The following is a 15,635-nucleotide window of genomic DNA, read 5'->3' on the forward strand; positions in this document are numbered from 1 at the left end:
CCGGGTGTGCCCGAAGCACCCGGATGGGGCATGACCAGGCGGTAACTTCGGGGACTGACCGCCCTGACGACCCGAACAAGGAGAACCGGTGGCAGCCACGGCGCGGATCGCGGTATCCGGCAGTATCGCAACCGACCATCTGATGCACTTCCCGGGCAGATTCGCCGAGCAGCTCGTCGCGGAGCAATTGCACCGCGTTTCGCTCAGCTTCCTCGCCGACGACCTGATCGTCCGGCGCGGGGGCATCGGCGCGAACATCGCCTTCGGCCTCGGGGTGCTCGGGGTGCGGCCGGTGCTGATCGGCTCGGTGGGCGCGGACTTCGACGACTACCGCTCCTGGCTCGAACGCCACGGCGTGGACACCGCCGGCGTGCACGTGTCCGAAGTGGCCCACACCGCCCGGTTCGTCTGCACCACCGACGACGACCTCTGCCAGATCGCCACCTTCTACGCCGGTGCGATGGCCGAATCGCGCAACATCGAGATCGGCCCGATCCACGACCGCGTCGGCGGGCTGTCGCTGACCCTGCTCAGCCCGGACGACCCCGAGGGCATGCTGCGGCACGCGCAGGAATGCCGCCAGCGCGGCTACCCGTTCGCGGTGGACCCGTCGCAGCAGCTGGCCCGGATGGAGGGTGCGCAGGCGCGCCTGTTCATCGACGGCGCGAAGTACCTGTTCAGCAACGACTACGAGTGGGAACTGCTGCTGCAGAAGACCGGCTGGACCGAGGCGGACGTGCTCAGCCGCGTCGGCCTGCGGATCACCACGCTGGGGGAGAAGGGCGTCGAGATCGTCGGCGCCGACGGGACGAACCTGCAGGTCCCCGCGGTGCCGGAGCTGTCGAAGTCCGACCCGACCGGGGTCGGCGACGGTTTCCGCGCCGGTTTCCTGGCCGGCCTGCACGGCGGCCTCGGCCTGGAGCGCGCCGCGCAGCTCGGCTCGCTGATCGCGGTGCTGGTGCTGGAAACCGTGGGCACGCAGGAATGGCTTTTCGAAAAGGAAAGCGCGCTGGCGCGCATTTCCGAGGCGTTCGGCCCGGAAGCCGCGGCGGAGATCGGCACGGTCCTGCCCTGAACCGGCGCACGAGTGGGGCAGCACCGACGGTGGTGCCCCACTCGTTTGTCTATTGTGGACTGTGGGGGTAGGAGAGCTTCGGCCCGCGGACGGCGACGGCGTCGGCTGGTCCGCAGATCCGCTCCATCCAGTCCCGCCGGGTGACCGCCGAGAACCGCAGCACCACCAGGCGCGCGCCGAGTTGGCCGGTGGGGTCCAGCGCGGACAGTCCGGCCAGCAGTTCGGCGGCGAACAGCGAGTCGTGCCGGGTGGTCTTGACCACGTTGAAGTGCCCGGACAGCAGGCCTTCCACCGCGCTGAGCGCGCCGACCGCGGGTTCGTTCCCGGTGACGATGTGCGTGTGCAGCTCCGCTTTCGCCGCCCTGGCGGGAAAACCGGACCGGGTCAGGCGCGGGAGCGCGTCGAGCAGTCCGGCGAAGGTGCGCTCGATCCTGGGCCCGGCCACGTTCTGCGCCCGCAGCCGATCGGTCAGCCTGCCGCGCAGGTCCGTGCTCGGCACGGCGAGCAGGTTGCGCAGCCTGCCGCACGCGGCGAGGACCACCACCGGGTTGAGCCGGGCGCCGGCGAGCACCATCCGCGCCGTGTGCCCGAGCGAGCCGATGTGTCTGTCCACTTCGTCGTCATCCAGCCAGGCACCGCGCCAGAAGTGCCGGTTGACCGCGCGACCGGGCGCTCCCGGCTGGGTTTCGAGGACGTGCTTCACCGATGCCTCCCGGCGGGTTGGGTGGACGCGCGCGAACGACCGGCTGGCGCGGGTGGCGCGGCCGGTCGGAATTCCCGGTGGGGCGGGCTGAGCGGACCCTTGATCAGCCCTGGGCGAGGCTACTCGGTCTTGTACAAGGGTTAATGCAGCGAGTTCGGAGCGAACAGCGCAAACGAGGATCACCGGTGAGTGGGATCACGCATACCACGCCCCGAATGCAGCAACGCATTCGCGAAATCCGGGTGATTTCCCCGGAAAACTGGACAACCGCTCCCGTGATCTGGGAAAGATGGTGTTGCCCAGATCACAGATGGGCTAGGGTCGAGCCACATTCCGGAACGCCTTCCACGATGTGGTGGAGGCCCGCAGTTCGGGGAGCGGTGCCACATGGTCGTCGGAGACGCTCGGGCCGGAGTCCGCCCGCCGAGCCAGCCGATCCTGGTGCTGGCCAAGTCGCGCCGGGTGATCGACGTGGTGGCCGCCGATCCGGCCGGGCTGACCTGGCGCCAGGTGCAGCGCGCCACCGGACTCCCGGTCAGCACCACCGTGCGCCTGCTGCAGAACCTCGTCGCCGAAGGCTTCCTGGACGTGATCGCCGGGCGCTACCTGGTCGGCCTCGGCGTGCTGCGCTGGGCTCGCAGCCGCCGCACCGAGTCGCGGCTGACGATGCTCGCCCAGCCGGAACTGGACGCCCTGCGCGACGCCACCGGCGAGACAGCCCTGCTCTTCGTGCGCCACGGGGACCAGCGCGTGCTGGTGGGGCTGGCCGAGACCCGGCACGAGGTGGTGCGGCTGATCGGCATCGGCCAGGTCATGCCGCTGCACGCGGGTTCGGCGGGCAAGGTCTTCCTGGCCTACGAGGACGAGGTCCGCGACCGCGTGCTCGATTTCGGCGAACTCACCTCGTACACGCCCGGCACCATCGTCGACGCCGATCGCCTGCGCGCCGAACTGGTCGGCATCCAGTCCTGCGGCTGGGCCGACAGCGTCGCCGAGCGGGACCACGGCACGGCGTCGATCAGCGCGCCCGTGCACGACCACACCGGCGAACTCGCCGCCGTCCTCGGCATCGGCGTCCCCGAACAGCGCTTCACCGACGCGAACCGGTCGTTGTGGACCGAAGCGGTGGTCACCGCGGCGAGACGGCTGTCGGCGGCGCTGGGACACGCGGAGTTGACTGCTGGCGGGTGAGCCGGAGGTGACGAGGGGTGGCGGACAACGGCAGCGCACCGGCCGTGGCACTGGAGTCGGTGACCATCGCGTACCCGGGGGCCGGGGGTGCCTACACCGCTGTGTCCGAAGTGGACTTGAGCGTGGCGCGGGGGCGGTTCGTCGCCCTCGTCGGGCCCACCGGCTGCGGCAAGTCCAGCGTGCTCAACGCGGTGGCCGGGCTGCTCCCGCCGTCATCGGGGAGGGTGCTCATCGACGGTGAACCGGTGTCCGGGCCGAACCGCCGCGCCGGCTACCTGTTCCAGCAGGATGCCTTGCTGCCGTGGAAAACCGTGCTCGGCAACGTGGCGTTCGGGCTCGAACTGCGCGGGGTGGGCAAGCGCGAACGCCTCGAGCGCGCCCGCGACTGGGTGCGCCGCGTCGGCCTGACCGGCTTCGAGAACGCCTACCCGCACCAGCTGTCCGGCGGGATGCGGAAGCGGACCGCGGTGGCGCAAACCTGGATCGGCGACCCGGAACTGCTGCTGATGGACGAACCGTTCGGCGCGCTGGACGTGCAGACCCGGCAGGTGATGGAGAACGAACTGCTGGGCCTGTGGACCGGCACGGAGAAGACCGTGCTGTTCGTCACGCACGACCTCGACGAAGCGGTGTCCCTTTCGGACGAAGTGGTGCTGCTCTCGGCCGGACCAGGGAGCCGGGTGGCCGGCCGGTACCCGGTGGACCTGCCGCGGCCGCGCGACCTGCTGGACGTCCGGACCGAGCCCGCGTTCACCGGGATCTACCGGGCGATCTGGGCTGACCTGCGAGACGAGGTGATGGCGGCCTATGACCGGAACCGGGGTGAAGCGTAGGGCCCGGCGGCGCGGTCCGGCCGTGCGCACCGCGCAGGCCGGTCTCGCCGTGCTGCTGGTGGCGGGCTGGGAGGTCGGCTCGCGCACCGGGGTCGTCGACGAATTCTTCTTCTCCAAGCCGTCGGACATCGTGGTGCGGGCCGGGGAGTGGTTCGGCACCGGCTACCTCTGGGACCACCTGGGCACCACCCTGCTGGAGGCCGCGCTCGCGCTGGTGCTCGGCGGGCTGCTCGGGCTGGTGCTCGGTTTCCTGCTGGCCCGCGTGGACTTCCTCGCCGCGGTCTTCGACCCGTACCTCAAGGTGGCGAACTCGCTGCCGCGCGTGGTGCTGGCGCCGATCTTCCTGCTGTGGTTCGGGCTCGGCATCTGGTCCAAAGTGGCCTTCGGCATCACGCTGGTGTTCTTCATCGTCTTCTTCAACACCTACCAGGGGGTGCGCGAGGTCGACCGGGTGCTGGTCGACAACGCGCGCATGCTCGGCGCCAAGGAGGGGCAACTGGTGCGGCACGTGCTGCTGCCGAGCGCGCTCACCTGGATCTTCTCGAGCCTGCACATCAGCGTCGGCTTCGCGATCGTCGGCGCGGTGGTGGGGGAGTACCTCGGCTCGTCGGCCGGGGTGGGGTACCTGATTTCCCAGGCCGAGGGGACCTTCGACACCACGGGGGTGTTCACCGGCATGGTCGTGCTTTCGGTGGTGGTGCTCGTCGTCGATGCGGGAGTCGACCGCGTCGAGCGCCACCTGCTGCGGTGGAAACCCCGCCGTGGCATCGAGTTGGGAGGACAACGATGAAGCGGGCGAGGGTGGGCGCGCTGCTGCTCGTGGTGGCGCTGACGATGACCGCTTGCCAGGGGAAGCCGGGGGACCGCGCCGCGGGGGGCGAGGTGCGGATCGGGGTCGGCGGGCAGCCGCTGCTGGTGTACCTGCCGACCACGCTGGCGCGACAGCTCGGGTACTACGAGGCGGAGGGCCTCAAGGTCGAGCTGGAGGACCTGCAGGGCGGCTCGAAGGCGTTGCAGGCCATGCAGGGCGGGAGCGTGGACGTGGTCAGCGGGTACTACGACCACACCATCCAGATGCAGGCCAAGCGCAAGGAGGTGAAGTCGTTCGTCACGATGCTGCGGTATCCGTCGATCGTGCTGGCCGTCTCACCGCGGGCGAGCAGGCCGATCGACTCGATCACCGACCTGGCCGGGGCGAACGTCGGGGTGACCGCGCCCGGTTCGTCCACCGACTTCTTCCTCAAGTACCTGCTCGGCAAGCACGGCCTCGACCCGGGAGCGGCGCACGTGCAGGGCATCGGCGGGGACGCCGGGGCGGTGGCCGCGATGGAGCAGGGCCGGGTGGACGCCGCGGTGATGATCGACCCGGCGGTTTCGGTGCTGCAGACCAGGGTCGGCGTGGACAAGGTGAAGATCCTCACCGACACGCGCACCGCGGAGGGCGTGCAGGAGGACTTCGGCGTCCCCGCGTACCCGGCGGCGGTGCTGTACTCGTCGGGCGAATGGCTGGCCAACAACGGTGACACAGCGAGGAAACTGGCCAACGCGATCGTGAAGACGCTGAGGTGGATCGAACAGCATTCGCCGGACGAGATCGCCGCGCGCATGCCCGCGGAGTACGCGCAGGGGAACCGGGACGTCTACGTGCAGGCGATCGGGCGGGCGAAGGAGTCCTTCTCGCGGGACGGGATGATGCCTGCGGAAGGGGCGGAGGCTGTGCACAAGGTGCTATCGCAGTTCGACAAGGAGATCGCTGGGGCGCCGATGGATCTCAGTCGGACTTATTCGAATGATTACTTGCCTCAGTGATGGTTTTCCACCCCGGTTTTTTATTGTGACTACGGCGGGGGTTCCGTTGTCAAGGCGGGAGAGATGCCTTGACAACGGAACCCCCGCCGTGTTTTTGGCTTGGGACCGGGGATGGGAGGGGTGGGTGGCTCTGGTGGGCGGCTGTCGTTGCCGGGCGCCTGGTGCGTTGCGCGGGTCGTGACATGGGAGAAGCGCGAGGGTGCTGTGAATGTGGCTTTCACGGCGGAATGTGCCGTGAAAGCCACATTCACGGCGAGCTAGAGCTTCACGGGGTAGACGGGTTCGGGGATTTCCGGCTTGATCCGGTGCTCGATGAAGATGCCGTGCCAGAGCATGAAGACGACCAGCGCCCAGATGCGGCGGCTGTGGTCCAGGGTGCCCGCCTTGTGTTCTTCCAGCATCCGCAGGACGGCAGGCTTGTCGAACAGGTGCTCGGTCTTCGAGTCCGAGACGATGCCGCGCGCCCAGTCGTACATGTCGGTGCGCAGCCAGTGCCGGATCGGGACCGGGAAGCCCAGTTTGCGCCGGTTCAGCACGTGCGCGGGCACGATGCCGTCCAGCGCGCGGCGCAGGGCGTGCTTGGTGGTCTCACGGGTGATCTTCTCTTCGAGCGGGATGCTCGCGGCGACCTTGAACACCTCGGCGTCGAGGAAGGGGACCCGCAGCTCCAGCGAGTTCGCCATGGTCACCTTGTCCGCCTTGACCAGGATGTCACCGCGCAGCCAGGTGAACAGGTCCACGTGCTGCATGCGCGCCACCGGGTCCCAGTCACGCGAAATGCGGTACCACGGCTCGGTGACGTCCTGGTGCCCGACGCCGTCGGTGAAGTTGCGCAGCACGCCGCGCAGCTGGTCCTCGCGGAAGATGCGCGCGTTGCCGTAGTAGCGCTCCTCCAGCGAAAGCGAACCGCGGCGCAGCAGGTCCTTGCCGCGGGTGCCCTCCGGAATCTTGGTGGACACCTTGCCCAGCAGGCTCTTCACCGCACCGGGCATCTTTTCGAAGCGCGCCAGCGAGAGCGGCTCGCGGTAGATGGTGTACCCGCCGAACAGCTCGTCCGAGCCCTCGCCGGAGAGCACCGCCTTGACGTACTTGCGGGCCTCGCGCGCGATGAACCACAGCGGGACCAGCGCCGGGTCGGCCACCGGGTCGTCGAGGTACCAGACGATCAGCGGCAGCGCCTCCATCATCTCCTCGCTGGAGACGGTGCGGATGACGTGCTTGACCCCGATCGCCTCGGCCGACTCCGCGGCCACGTCCACCTCGGAGTACCCCTCGCGCTCGAACCCGGTGGTGAACGCGATCAGGTTCGGGTTGTGCCGCTTGGCCAGCGCCGCGGTCGCGGTGGAGTCGATGCCGCCGGAAAGGAAGGCGCCGACGGTCACGTCCGGGTCGGCGATCATGTGCTTGGCGACCGAGTCCTGCATCACCTGCGAGATGCGCTCGTACAGCTCCTCGGAACCCCGCGGCCCGGAGACCGGCTTCGCGGTGAACTCCGGGAAGAAGTAGCGCTCGGTCTTGACCTGGCCGCCGGGGGAGACGGTGAACGAGGTGCCCGACTCCAGCCGCCGCACGCCGACGTGCAGCGACTCGGGTTCCGGCACGTACTGCAGGGTCAGGTAGTGCTGCAGCGCGATCTGGTCCAGCTGCTGCTTCACGCCGAGGGTGTCCGACAGCTCCAGCAGGCTCTTCTTCTCACTCGAGAAGGCGACCCCGCCCGGCCCCTCGGAGTAGTACAGCGGCTTGATGCCGAACGGGTCGCGGGCGCCGTAGACCAGCTTCTCCTGCGAGTCCCAGATCAGGAAGGCGAACATGCCGCGCAGCTGCTTGACCGCGTCCTGGCCGAGGTAGTGGTAGGCGGCCACGATGGCCTCGCCGTCACCCTCGGTGTTGAACTTCGCGCCGTGCTCGGTGGCGAGCGTCTCACGCAGTTCGAGGTAGTTGTAGATCTCGCCGTTGAAGTTCATCGTGTAGCGGCTCGGCGACTCCGGCGGGCCCCAGGTCAGGGGCTGGTGGGAGTGCTCGAGGTCGATGAAGGCGAGCCGGTTGAACCCGTAGACCACCTCGGCGTCCGCCCAGGTGTCGGTCTCGTCGGGGCCGCGATGCCGCTGGCAGCGCAGGGCCGCGCCCACCGCGTCCCGGGCCTTCGCCGCGTCTTCTTCAGTGGCGCACACCAGTCCGAGCAGGCCGCACACGTGTCTTCACACACCTCTGGTCGTAGCCGTAAGTCGAGTGGCCAAGTATGGACGACACGAACGATTACCCCTTGGGTGGGACCGCCCGGTTGCTCGGCTAGGCTCCGGAGGTCAAATGGATCGCGCTAGGAGGAATCCCGCAGTGGGCGTTGCAGAGCGCACCCCGGCCGGCAGGCGGTCGAAGGTCGGAAAGGTGACCCTGTTGGCCGCGCTCGTCGCCGTGACGGCGACCGGGTGCTCCGGCGATGAGGTCCTGCGCTTCGGCTGGCCCGAGGGTGTCACCCCGCAGGCCGAGAGCATGCGGAACCTGTGGACCTGGTCGGTGATCGCGGCACTGGTCGTCGGCGTCATCGTGTGGGCGCTGATCTTCTGGTCGGTCGCCTTCCACCGCAAGAAGAAGGCCGTGGACGGCGTGGAGCCGGAGCTGCCGAGGCAGTTCCAGTACAACGTGCCGCTCGAGCTGTTCTGCGTGGTCGTGCCGGTGATCATGGTCTGCGTGCTGTTCTTCTTCACCGCGACCACCGAGTCCAAGGTGCTGGGCAAGACCGAGGACCCCGACGTCACCGTCGACGTGATCGCCTTCCAGTGGAACTGGGAGTTCCAGTACCCGAGCGAGTCGCGCGACGCCGAGGCGCAGACGATCAGCACGGTCGGCAGCTCCGCCGAGATCCCGATCCTGGTCCTGCCGACCGATCGCACGATCCGGTACAACCTGCGCTCCACCGACGTCATCCACTCGTTCTGGGTGCCGGAGTTCCACTTCAAGCGCGACGTGATGCCGCACCCGGAGAAGAACAACCAGGACTGGTCGTTCGAGAACACCATCGACCGGGAAGGCGCCTTCGTCGGCCGCTGCGCCGAGCTGTGCGGTACCTACCACGCGGTGATGAACTTCGAGGTCCGGGCGCTTTCGCCGGACAAGTACGAGCAGTTCATCCGGCTGCGCACCCAGGTCAACCCGGCCACCGGCAAGCCGAACACCACCGCCGAGGCGCTGTCGGCGCTGAACTGTGGTGAGCTGTGCGCGCCGCAGGCGACCACCACCCAGCCGTTCAACACCGACCGCACCGCCCGGACCGCGACCGGCTGAGCCGGCCGCCGCCGTCCGTCGTCCGCAGCTCAGAGTGAGGAAAGCCCCATGAAGGTCGAAGCCCGGATCTTCGACATCGTCACCCTCTTCGCGTTCCTGGTGTCGGTCGTCTACGGCGTGATGACCGGGTGGCTGAGTCCCTACGGCGTCGAGCCGATCGGCCTGGTGGCGCTGATCCTCACCGGTGGGCTTTCGCTGCTGGCCGGGAGCTACTTCCGGTTCGTCTCCCGCCGCATCGAGCCGCGGCCGGAGGACCGGGAGGACGCCGAGATCAGCGACGGCGCCGGTGAGCTGGGCTTCTTCAGCCCGGGCAGCTACTGGCCGATCGGCCTGGCCGCCTCCGCCGCGACCGCGGGCGTGGCGATGGCCTTCTTCGAAATCTGGCTGCTGGTCACCGCCATCGTGATGCTGCTGATCACCATCGGCGGCCTGGTGTTCGAATACCACACCGGCCCCAACCACGACTGACTCTCCCGAGCTCGCTCACTACGAACGCTATGAGTGGGGCATTACTTGCATCCAACGCAAGTAATGCCCCACTCATTGCATTCAGCCCCCAGTCTGGCGGGACGGGACCACCTGAGCAGCCCCCAACCGACCGTCACCCGGGCACCCAGCGGTGAGCACCGCCCAGACCCCCCACCCCGCCCCGGTCCACAGCCAAAAACACGGCGAAGGCCTCGATGTCAAGGCATCTCTCCCGCCTTGACATCGAGGCCTTCGCCGTAGTCACACTAAAAAACCGGGGCGGCTCACAATGCTCACAACACTCACGACTTGAGCGAAGTCGACAGAGAAGCCCACCGCGTAAGCAGGTCCGCAGCAGCCCCCGAGTCGATCGCTTCGGCAGCCCTCGCCAGCCCAGAACCGATGTCTTCAGCGAGCGACCCCGTGAAGCCGGTGTGCGCCGCCAGGGCACCCGCCGCGTTCACCAGGACGGCATCCCGCACCGGTCCAGCTTTGCCGGAGACGAGTTCCCGGACCACTTCGGCGTTGAAAGCCGCGTCCCCACCGCGAAGATCCTCAGCGGTGACGCGGGGGATGTCCCAGGCGGACGGATCGATTGTCTCCTCGCGGACCTTGCCGCCGGAGACGACCCAGGCCGAAGTCGTGGTTGTGGTGGTTATCTCATCCAGTCCGTCGTCCCCGCGGACCAGCAGCACCGAGTGGCCGCGGCGGGCGAACACCTCGGCCAGCACCGCGGTCTTGTCCGCGTAGGCGCAGCCGATCAGCGCCGCCGACGGCTGGGCCGGGTTGGTCAGCGGGCCGAGCAGGTTGAACGTGGTCGGCACGCCGAGCTGCTGCCGCGTCGGGCCGGCGTGCCGGAAACCCGGGTGGAAGATCGGCGCGAAGCAGAACCCGATGCCGAGTTCGGCCACGCAGCGCTCCACGCCCGCGGGCGGCAGGTCGATCTTGACGCCGAGCGCCTCCAGCACGTCCGCCGCGCCGGACTTCGACGAGGCCGCGCGGTTGCCGTGCTTGACCACCGGCGCCCCGGCGGCGGCGACCACCAGCGAGGTCATCGTGGAGATGTTCACCGAACCGGAGCGGTCCCCGCCGGTGCCGACGATGTCCACCGCCGCCACGTCCACGTGCACGCGGCGGGCGTGCGACAGCATCGCCTCGGCGAACCCGGAGATCTCCGCCGAAGTCTCGCCCTTGGCGCGCAGCGCCACGGCGAACCCGGCGACCTGTGCGTCGGTCGCCGAGCCGGACATCACCTGGTCCATCGCCCACGCGGTGTCCTGCGCGGACAGGTCCGTGCCGGCGATGAGCTGGTTGAGCAGTGCGGGCCAGCTGTGCTCGGGCACGGCCGGCTCAGCCGCGGACGGCGGGGACCGGCGTGGCGCGCAGGACCTCGGCGACGGTTTCGGCAGCGGTCAGCGGGTCGAGCGGGTGCACCAGCACGGCGTCCGCCTGCGACCAGGTGGCCAGCCAGCGGTCGTCCTTGCGCCGGACCGCCACCACGATCGGGGGGCAGTCGGTGATCTCGTTCTTCAGCTGCCGGGTCAGCCCGATGCCGCCGGTCGGCTGCGCCTCGCCGTCGAGGATGGCGAGATCCACCTCACCCGCGTCCATCGCCATCAGCACCTCCGAGACGGTGCCGGCCTCGGTGTAGTCCACGCGGCCGAGGTCGGTGGCCGGGCGGCGGCCGACCGCGGAGATGATCGACTCACGCACCTCGGCGCGGTGGCTGAACACCAGGATCTTCTTCGCCGGGCTTGACTCGGTCATGAACTTGCCTCCGGCCGGGTAGTGGAGCGGGGATGGGCCGATGCTATCCGCCCGGTGCCGCCGGGCCCAGCACCAGGGCGGGCGCCGGTGTGATCCAGTCGGCGCGCGACGCGCCGGAGACCCGGCGGGCGGGCCGCGGTCGCGAGGAGACATAATGCGACTCGTGACAACGGCTCCCACCATCAGCCAGCGCGTGCACTCGCTGAACCGCCCCAACATGGTCAGCGTGGGCACCATCGTCTGGCTGTCCAGCGAGCTCATGTTCTTCGCTGGGCTGTTCGCGATCTTCTTCACGGTCAAGGCACAGAATGCGAGCGGTCACTGGCCGCCGATCCTGGAGTCGACCGGCGAACCGATCCACCTGAACCTCCCGTTCGCGCTGCCCTTCACCATCATCCTGGTGGCCTCCTCGTTCACCTGCCAGCTCGGCGTGTTCGCGGCGGAGAAGGGTGACGTCTACGGGCTGCGCCGGTGGTACCTGATCACCCTGCTGATGGGGGCGATCTTCGTCGGCGGCCAGGGGTATGAGTACCTGCAGCTGATCAACGAGGGCGTGACCATCCCGTCCGGTGCGTTCGGCACGGCCTTCTACCTGACCACCGGTTTCCACGGCCTGCACGTGATCGGCGGGCTCATCGCGTTCGTGTACCTGCTCATCCGCACCCGGCTGAGCAAGTTCACCCCGGCCCAGGCCACCTCGGCGATCGTCGTGTCGTACTACTGGCACTTCGTCGACATCGTGTGGATCGGGCTGTTCGCGGTGATCTACATCGTTCCCTGAGACCAGCCGTCCCGGCCGAACTGACAGCAAGGGTTGCCGCAAGATGACCACCAGCAAGAAACCCGCCTCGGCGACGAAGCCACGGCGGCGCCGCACGAAGTTCCAGCGGCGGGTAGCCGGCCTTCTGGCGCTTTTCGTCGCGCTGCTGAGCGCGGGCGGGTTGTACGCCGTGTTCGCCCCCGAGCCCCAGACCGCGCAGGCGCAGGTCGACCCGGCGCTGCTGCGCAAGGGCGAGGAGATCTACAACAACACCTGCAGCACCTGCCACGGCGCGAACCTCGAAGGCGTGCAGGACAAGGGCCCGAGCCTGGTCGGCATCGGCGAAGCCGCGGTGTACTTCCAGACCTCCTCCGGCCGCATGCCCGCCGTGCGCCAGGAGGCGCAGGCCGCGCGCAAGCCGCCGAAGCTCACCGCGGAGGAGATCGACGCACTGGGCGCCTACATCCAGGCGAACGGCGGCGGTCCGCAGCGGCCCACCGAAAAGGGTGAGGAACTGCGCGGCCAGAGCCCGGCCCGCGGTGGTGAGCTGTTCCGGCTGAACTGCGCTTCGTGCCACAACTTCACCGGTGCCGGTGGGGCGCTCTCGGAGGGCAAGTACGCCCCTCAGCTGGCCCCGGCCAACGAGGAGCAGCTGTACACCGCGATGCTCACCGGCCCGCAGAACATGCCGAAGTTCTCCGACCGGCAGCTCACGCCGGAAGAGAAGAAGGACATCATCGCGTACGTCAAGTCCGTATCGGACGGCAACAACAACCCGGGCGGGAACGGCCTCAACGGGTTCGGTCCGGCTTCGGAAGGCGTGGTCGCGTGGATCGTGGGGATCGCCGCGCTGGTCGGTGTGACCCTCTGGATTGGATCGAGGGCTTAGGGCATGAGTAGCGGCGAAGAGCCGAAGCCGCCCACCGAGGCGGAACTGGCGGACATGGACCGCGACCAGCTGGTGAAGCTGGGTACCAACCTGGACGGCGTCGAGCTGATCCACTACGAGGACAAGTGGCCGGTCAAGGGCACCAAGGCGGAGAAGCGCGCCGAGCGCTCGGTGGCGATCTGGTTCCTGATCTCCGCGCTGGCCGGCCTCGGCTTCGTGGTCTCGCTGATCTGGTGGCCGTGGCAGTACAAGTCGCCGACCGATGAGACCGGGCACTTCTGGTACTCGCTCTACACCCCGATGCTGGGTGTCACGCTCGGCCTCGCGGTGCTCGCGCTGGCCATCGGCGTGCTGCTCTACACCAAGAAGTTCATCCCGGACGAGATCGCGGTGCAGCAGCGCGGGGACGGCGGGTCCAAGGAGGTCGACAAGGCGACGATCGTCGCGCAGCTGGCCGACTCGGGCAGCCGCAGCACCATCGCGCGCCGCTCGGCGATCAAGCGCAGCGTCGGCCTCGGCGCGGGCGCGCTCGGCCTGGCCACCGTCGCGCTGCCGCTCGCGTCGTTCATCCGCGACCCGTGGAAGGACACCGAGAACCGCGACTCCCTGTGGCACACCGGCTGGCAGCCGAACTACCCGGGTGAGGTCGTCTACCTGCGCAGGCACACCGCGCACCTCGGGCACGAACCGGAGGAGCCCTCGCTGGTGCGCCCGGAGGACCTCGAGGCGGGCGCCATGGAGACGGTGTTCCCGTTCCGCGAGTCCGAGCGCGGCAACCACGAGCTGCTGGCCAAGGCCCTGAAGCGGTCCGACAACCCGGTCATGCTGATCCGCCTGCGCCCGGCCGACGCCGCGCGCGTGGTCAAGCGGGCGGGCCAGGAGGACTTCAACTTCGGTGACTTCTACGCCTACACGAAGATCTGCAGCCACGTGGGGTGCCCCACCTCGCTGTACGAGCAGCGGACCAACCGGATCCTCTGCCCGTGTCACCAGTCGCAGTTCGACGCACTGCACTACGCGAAGCCGGTTTTCGGGCCGGCGACTCGCGCACTCGCCCAGTTGCCCATTACCGTGAACGAAGAGGGCTACTTCGTTGCGAGAGGTGACTTCATCGAGGCAGTCGGTCCTGGGTTTTGGGAGCGCAAGTCATGAGTTCACTGACCACCCCCACCAAGGGGTCAAACCCGGCCGAAAAGGCCGCAGGTGCCGCGGCCACCTGGGCCGACGACCGGTACCACCTGGCCAAGGGCATGCGGCACCAGCTGAACAAGGTGTTCCCGACCCACTGGTCCTTCCTGCTCGGCGAGATCGCGCTGTACAGCTTCATCATCCTGATCATCTCCGGGGTGTACCTGACGCTGTTCTTCGATCCCTCCATGCAGGAGGTCATCTACGACGGCGCCTACCAGAACCTGCAGGGCGTCGAGATGTCCAAGGCGTTCGCGAGCACGCTGGACATCACCTTCGAGGTCCGCGGCGGGCTGTTCGTCCGCCAGTTGCACCACTGGGCCGCGCTGATCTTCGTCGCGGCGATGTTCGTGCACATGATGCGGATCTTCTTCACCGGTGCGTTCCGGCGCCCGCGTGAGGCGAACTGGGTGATCGGCGCGCTGCTGCTGGTCCTGGGCATGTTCGAGGGCTTCTTCGGCTACTCGCTGCCGGACGACCTGCTCTCCGGTACCGGTATCCGCGCCACCCTGTCGGGCATCGTGCTCTCGGTGCCGGTGATGGGCACCTGGGTGCACTGGGCGCTCTTCGGCGGGGAGTTCCCCGGCACGGAGATCATCCCGCGGCTGTACACGCTGCACATCCTGCTGATCCCGGGCATCATGCTGGCGCTGGTCGGCGCGCACCTGGCGCTGGTGTGGTACCAGAAGCACACGCAGTTCCCCGGGCCGAAGCGCAAGGAGACCAACGTCGTCGGCGTGCGCATCATGCCGGTGTTCGCGCTCAAGGGCGGCGCGTTCTTCGCGCTGGTCACCGGCGTGCTCGCGGCGATGTCGGGCATCTTCCAGATCAACGCGATCTGGAACATCGGCCCGTACAACCCGTCGCAGGTCTCCGCCGGTTCGCAGCCGGACTGGTACATGGCCTGGGCCGACGGCATGCTGCGGATCTGGCCGGCGTGGGAGGTCTACCTCGGGAACTACACGATCCCGCCGGTGTTCTTCGTCGGCGCGCTGGGCATGCCGATCCTGATCGGGTTGCTGCTGGCGTATCCCTGGATCGAGCGAAAACTCTCGGGCGACACCGCGCACCACAACCTGCTGCAGCGGCCCCGGGACAACCCGGTCCGCACCAGCATCGGCGTGATGGCGCTGACGTTCTTCATGGTGCTGATGCTGTCGGGCTTCAACGACATCATCGCCTACACGTTCGACATCTCGCTGAACGTGACCACCTGGGCGGGCCGGATCGGCATCCTGCTGGCGCCGCCGCTCTCGTACTACCTCACCTACCGGGTGTGCATCGGGCTGCAGCGCGGTGACCACGAGGTGCTGGAGCACGGGGTCGAGACGGGCATCATCAAGCGCCTGCCGCACGGTGAGTTCATCGAGATCCACCAGCCGCTGGGCCCGGTGGACGGCCACGGCCACCCGCTGCCGCTGGAGTACCAGGGCGCGTCGGTGCCGAAGAAGATGAACAAGCTGGGCTCGGCCGGGCGCGCGGTGCCCGGTGGCTGGCTGGTCGCGGACCCGGCGGAGGAGACCACCGCGCTGGACCGCGCCCGCTCGAACGGCCACGGCGGCGACGGGCACGGTCCCGGTGACGTCGACTCGTCCGCGGTGGGTGAAGGCGCCACCAAGGAGAGCACGGAGATCACCAGCGGCCACTAGGGCCACTACGTGACACGGGCC

General features: G+C 68.6%; 15 protein-coding genes. 11 read left to right on the forward strand and 4 right to left on the reverse strand.

Annotation, left to right across the window (positions count from 1 at the left end; all coding sequences use genetic code 11):
- Positions 1–88 precede the first annotated feature (88 nt).
- Positions 89–1,075, forward strand: a complete 987-nt coding sequence (locus L3Q67_RS21420; RefSeq protein ID WP_499191152.1) for a carbohydrate kinase family protein — start codon at positions 89–91, stop codon at positions 1,073–1,075.
- Between the two features lie 49 nt (positions 1,076–1,124).
- On the opposite strand, the gene L3Q67_RS21425 is transcribed toward L3Q67_RS21420, so the two are convergent.
- Entirely contained in the window at positions 1,125–1,778 is a 654-nt protein-coding gene (locus tag L3Q67_RS21425) for an aldehyde dehydrogenase family protein (protein ID WP_499191153.1), read from the reverse strand.
- 387 nt (positions 1,779–2,165) lie between these two features.
- On the opposite strand from L3Q67_RS21425, the gene L3Q67_RS21430 reads away from it, so the two are divergent.
- Genes L3Q67_RS21430 through L3Q67_RS21445 form a run of 4 tightly spaced genes read left to right on the forward strand, consistent with a single transcriptional unit; the run spans position 2,166 to position 5,611 of the window.
- The gene (locus tag L3Q67_RS21430; protein WP_499191154.1) at positions 2,166–2,969 is read left to right on the forward strand and encodes an IclR family transcriptional regulator; all 804 of its coding nucleotides are present in this window, start codon (positions 2,166–2,168) and stop codon (positions 2,967–2,969) included.
- A 17-nt stretch (positions 2,970–2,986) separates the two neighbouring features.
- Complete coding sequence (locus tag L3Q67_RS21435) at positions 2,987–3,802, forward strand: ABC transporter ATP-binding protein (protein WP_499191155.1); 816 nt, start codon at positions 2,987–2,989, stop codon at positions 3,800–3,802.
- Positions 3,792–4,592 carry an ABC transporter permease gene (locus L3Q67_RS21440; protein ID WP_499191156.1) on the forward strand — a complete coding sequence of 267 codons (801 nt, stop codon included), beginning with the start codon at positions 3,792–3,794 and terminating at the stop codon, positions 4,590–4,592. The genes L3Q67_RS21435 and L3Q67_RS21440 overlap by 11 nt, the downstream gene beginning before the upstream one ends.
- Positions 4,589–5,611, forward strand: coding sequence for a type 2 periplasmic-binding domain-containing protein (locus L3Q67_RS21445; RefSeq protein WP_499191157.1), 1,023 nt, complete (start codon positions 4,589–4,591; stop codon positions 5,609–5,611). Before L3Q67_RS21440 ends, L3Q67_RS21445 begins: the two co-directional genes overlap by 4 nt.
- A gap of 257 nt (positions 5,612–5,868) precedes the next feature.
- On the opposite strand, the gene asnB is transcribed toward L3Q67_RS21445, so the two are convergent.
- Positions 5,869–7,803, reverse strand: a complete 1,935-nt coding sequence (gene asnB / locus L3Q67_RS21450) for an asparagine synthetase B family protein (RefSeq protein ID WP_499191158.1) — start codon at positions 7,801–7,803, stop codon at positions 5,869–5,871.
- Positions 7,804–7,945: 142 nt separating this feature from the next.
- On the opposite strand from asnB, the gene ctaC reads away from it, so the two are divergent.
- Both ctaC and L3Q67_RS21460 read left to right on the forward strand, forming a co-directional pair.
- On the forward strand, positions 7,946–8,893 hold the full coding sequence (gene ctaC, locus L3Q67_RS21455; RefSeq protein WP_499191159.1) for a cytochrome c oxidase subunit II: 948 nt from the start codon (positions 7,946–7,948) through the stop codon (positions 8,891–8,893).
- A gap of 48 nt (positions 8,894–8,941) precedes the next feature.
- Entirely contained in the window at positions 8,942–9,361 is a 420-nt protein-coding gene (locus L3Q67_RS21460) for a cytochrome c oxidase subunit 4 (protein WP_499191160.1), read from the forward strand.
- A 302-nt stretch (positions 9,362–9,663) separates the two neighbouring features.
- Here L3Q67_RS21460 and trpD read toward each other — a convergent pair whose 3' ends face one another.
- Positions 9,664–10,704, reverse strand: coding sequence for an anthranilate phosphoribosyltransferase (trpD, locus tag L3Q67_RS21465; protein ID WP_499191161.1), 1,041 nt, complete (start codon positions 10,702–10,704; stop codon positions 9,664–9,666).
- Between the two features lie 7 nt (positions 10,705–10,711).
- Entirely contained in the window at positions 10,712–11,128 is a 417-nt protein-coding gene (locus L3Q67_RS21470; RefSeq protein WP_499191162.1) for a hypothetical protein, read from the reverse strand.
- Between the two features lie 154 nt (positions 11,129–11,282).
- On the opposite strand from L3Q67_RS21470, the gene ctaE reads away from it, so the two are divergent.
- From ctaE to qcrB, 4 genes are read left to right on the forward strand one after another with little or no spacing between them, the layout of a single operon-like run.
- Complete coding sequence (ctaE, locus tag L3Q67_RS21475; protein WP_499191163.1) at positions 11,283–11,909, forward strand: cytochrome c oxidase subunit 3; 627 nt, start codon at positions 11,283–11,285, stop codon at positions 11,907–11,909.
- 43 nt (positions 11,910–11,952) lie between these two features.
- Positions 11,953–12,777, forward strand: a complete 825-nt coding sequence (gene qcrC, locus L3Q67_RS21480) for a c-type cytochrome (RefSeq protein WP_499191164.1) — start codon at positions 11,953–11,955, stop codon at positions 12,775–12,777.
- 3 nt (positions 12,778–12,780) lie between these two features.
- Positions 12,781–13,929, forward strand: a complete 1,149-nt coding sequence (gene qcrA / locus L3Q67_RS21485) for a ubiquinol-cytochrome c reductase iron-sulfur subunit (protein ID WP_499191165.1) — start codon at positions 12,781–12,783, stop codon at positions 13,927–13,929.
- Positions 13,926–15,614, forward strand: coding sequence for a cytochrome bc1 complex cytochrome b subunit (gene qcrB, locus L3Q67_RS21490; RefSeq protein WP_499191166.1), 1,689 nt, complete (start codon positions 13,926–13,928; stop codon positions 15,612–15,614). The genes qcrA and qcrB overlap by 4 nt, the downstream gene beginning before the upstream one ends.
- Positions 15,615–15,635: the final 21 nt, after the last annotated feature.

This window comes from Saccharothrix sp. AJ9571 (assembly GCF_021725495.1).
In the GTDB taxonomy this organism is placed as follows: domain Bacteria; phylum Actinomycetota; class Actinomycetes; order Mycobacteriales; family Pseudonocardiaceae; genus Amycolatopsis; species Amycolatopsis magusensis.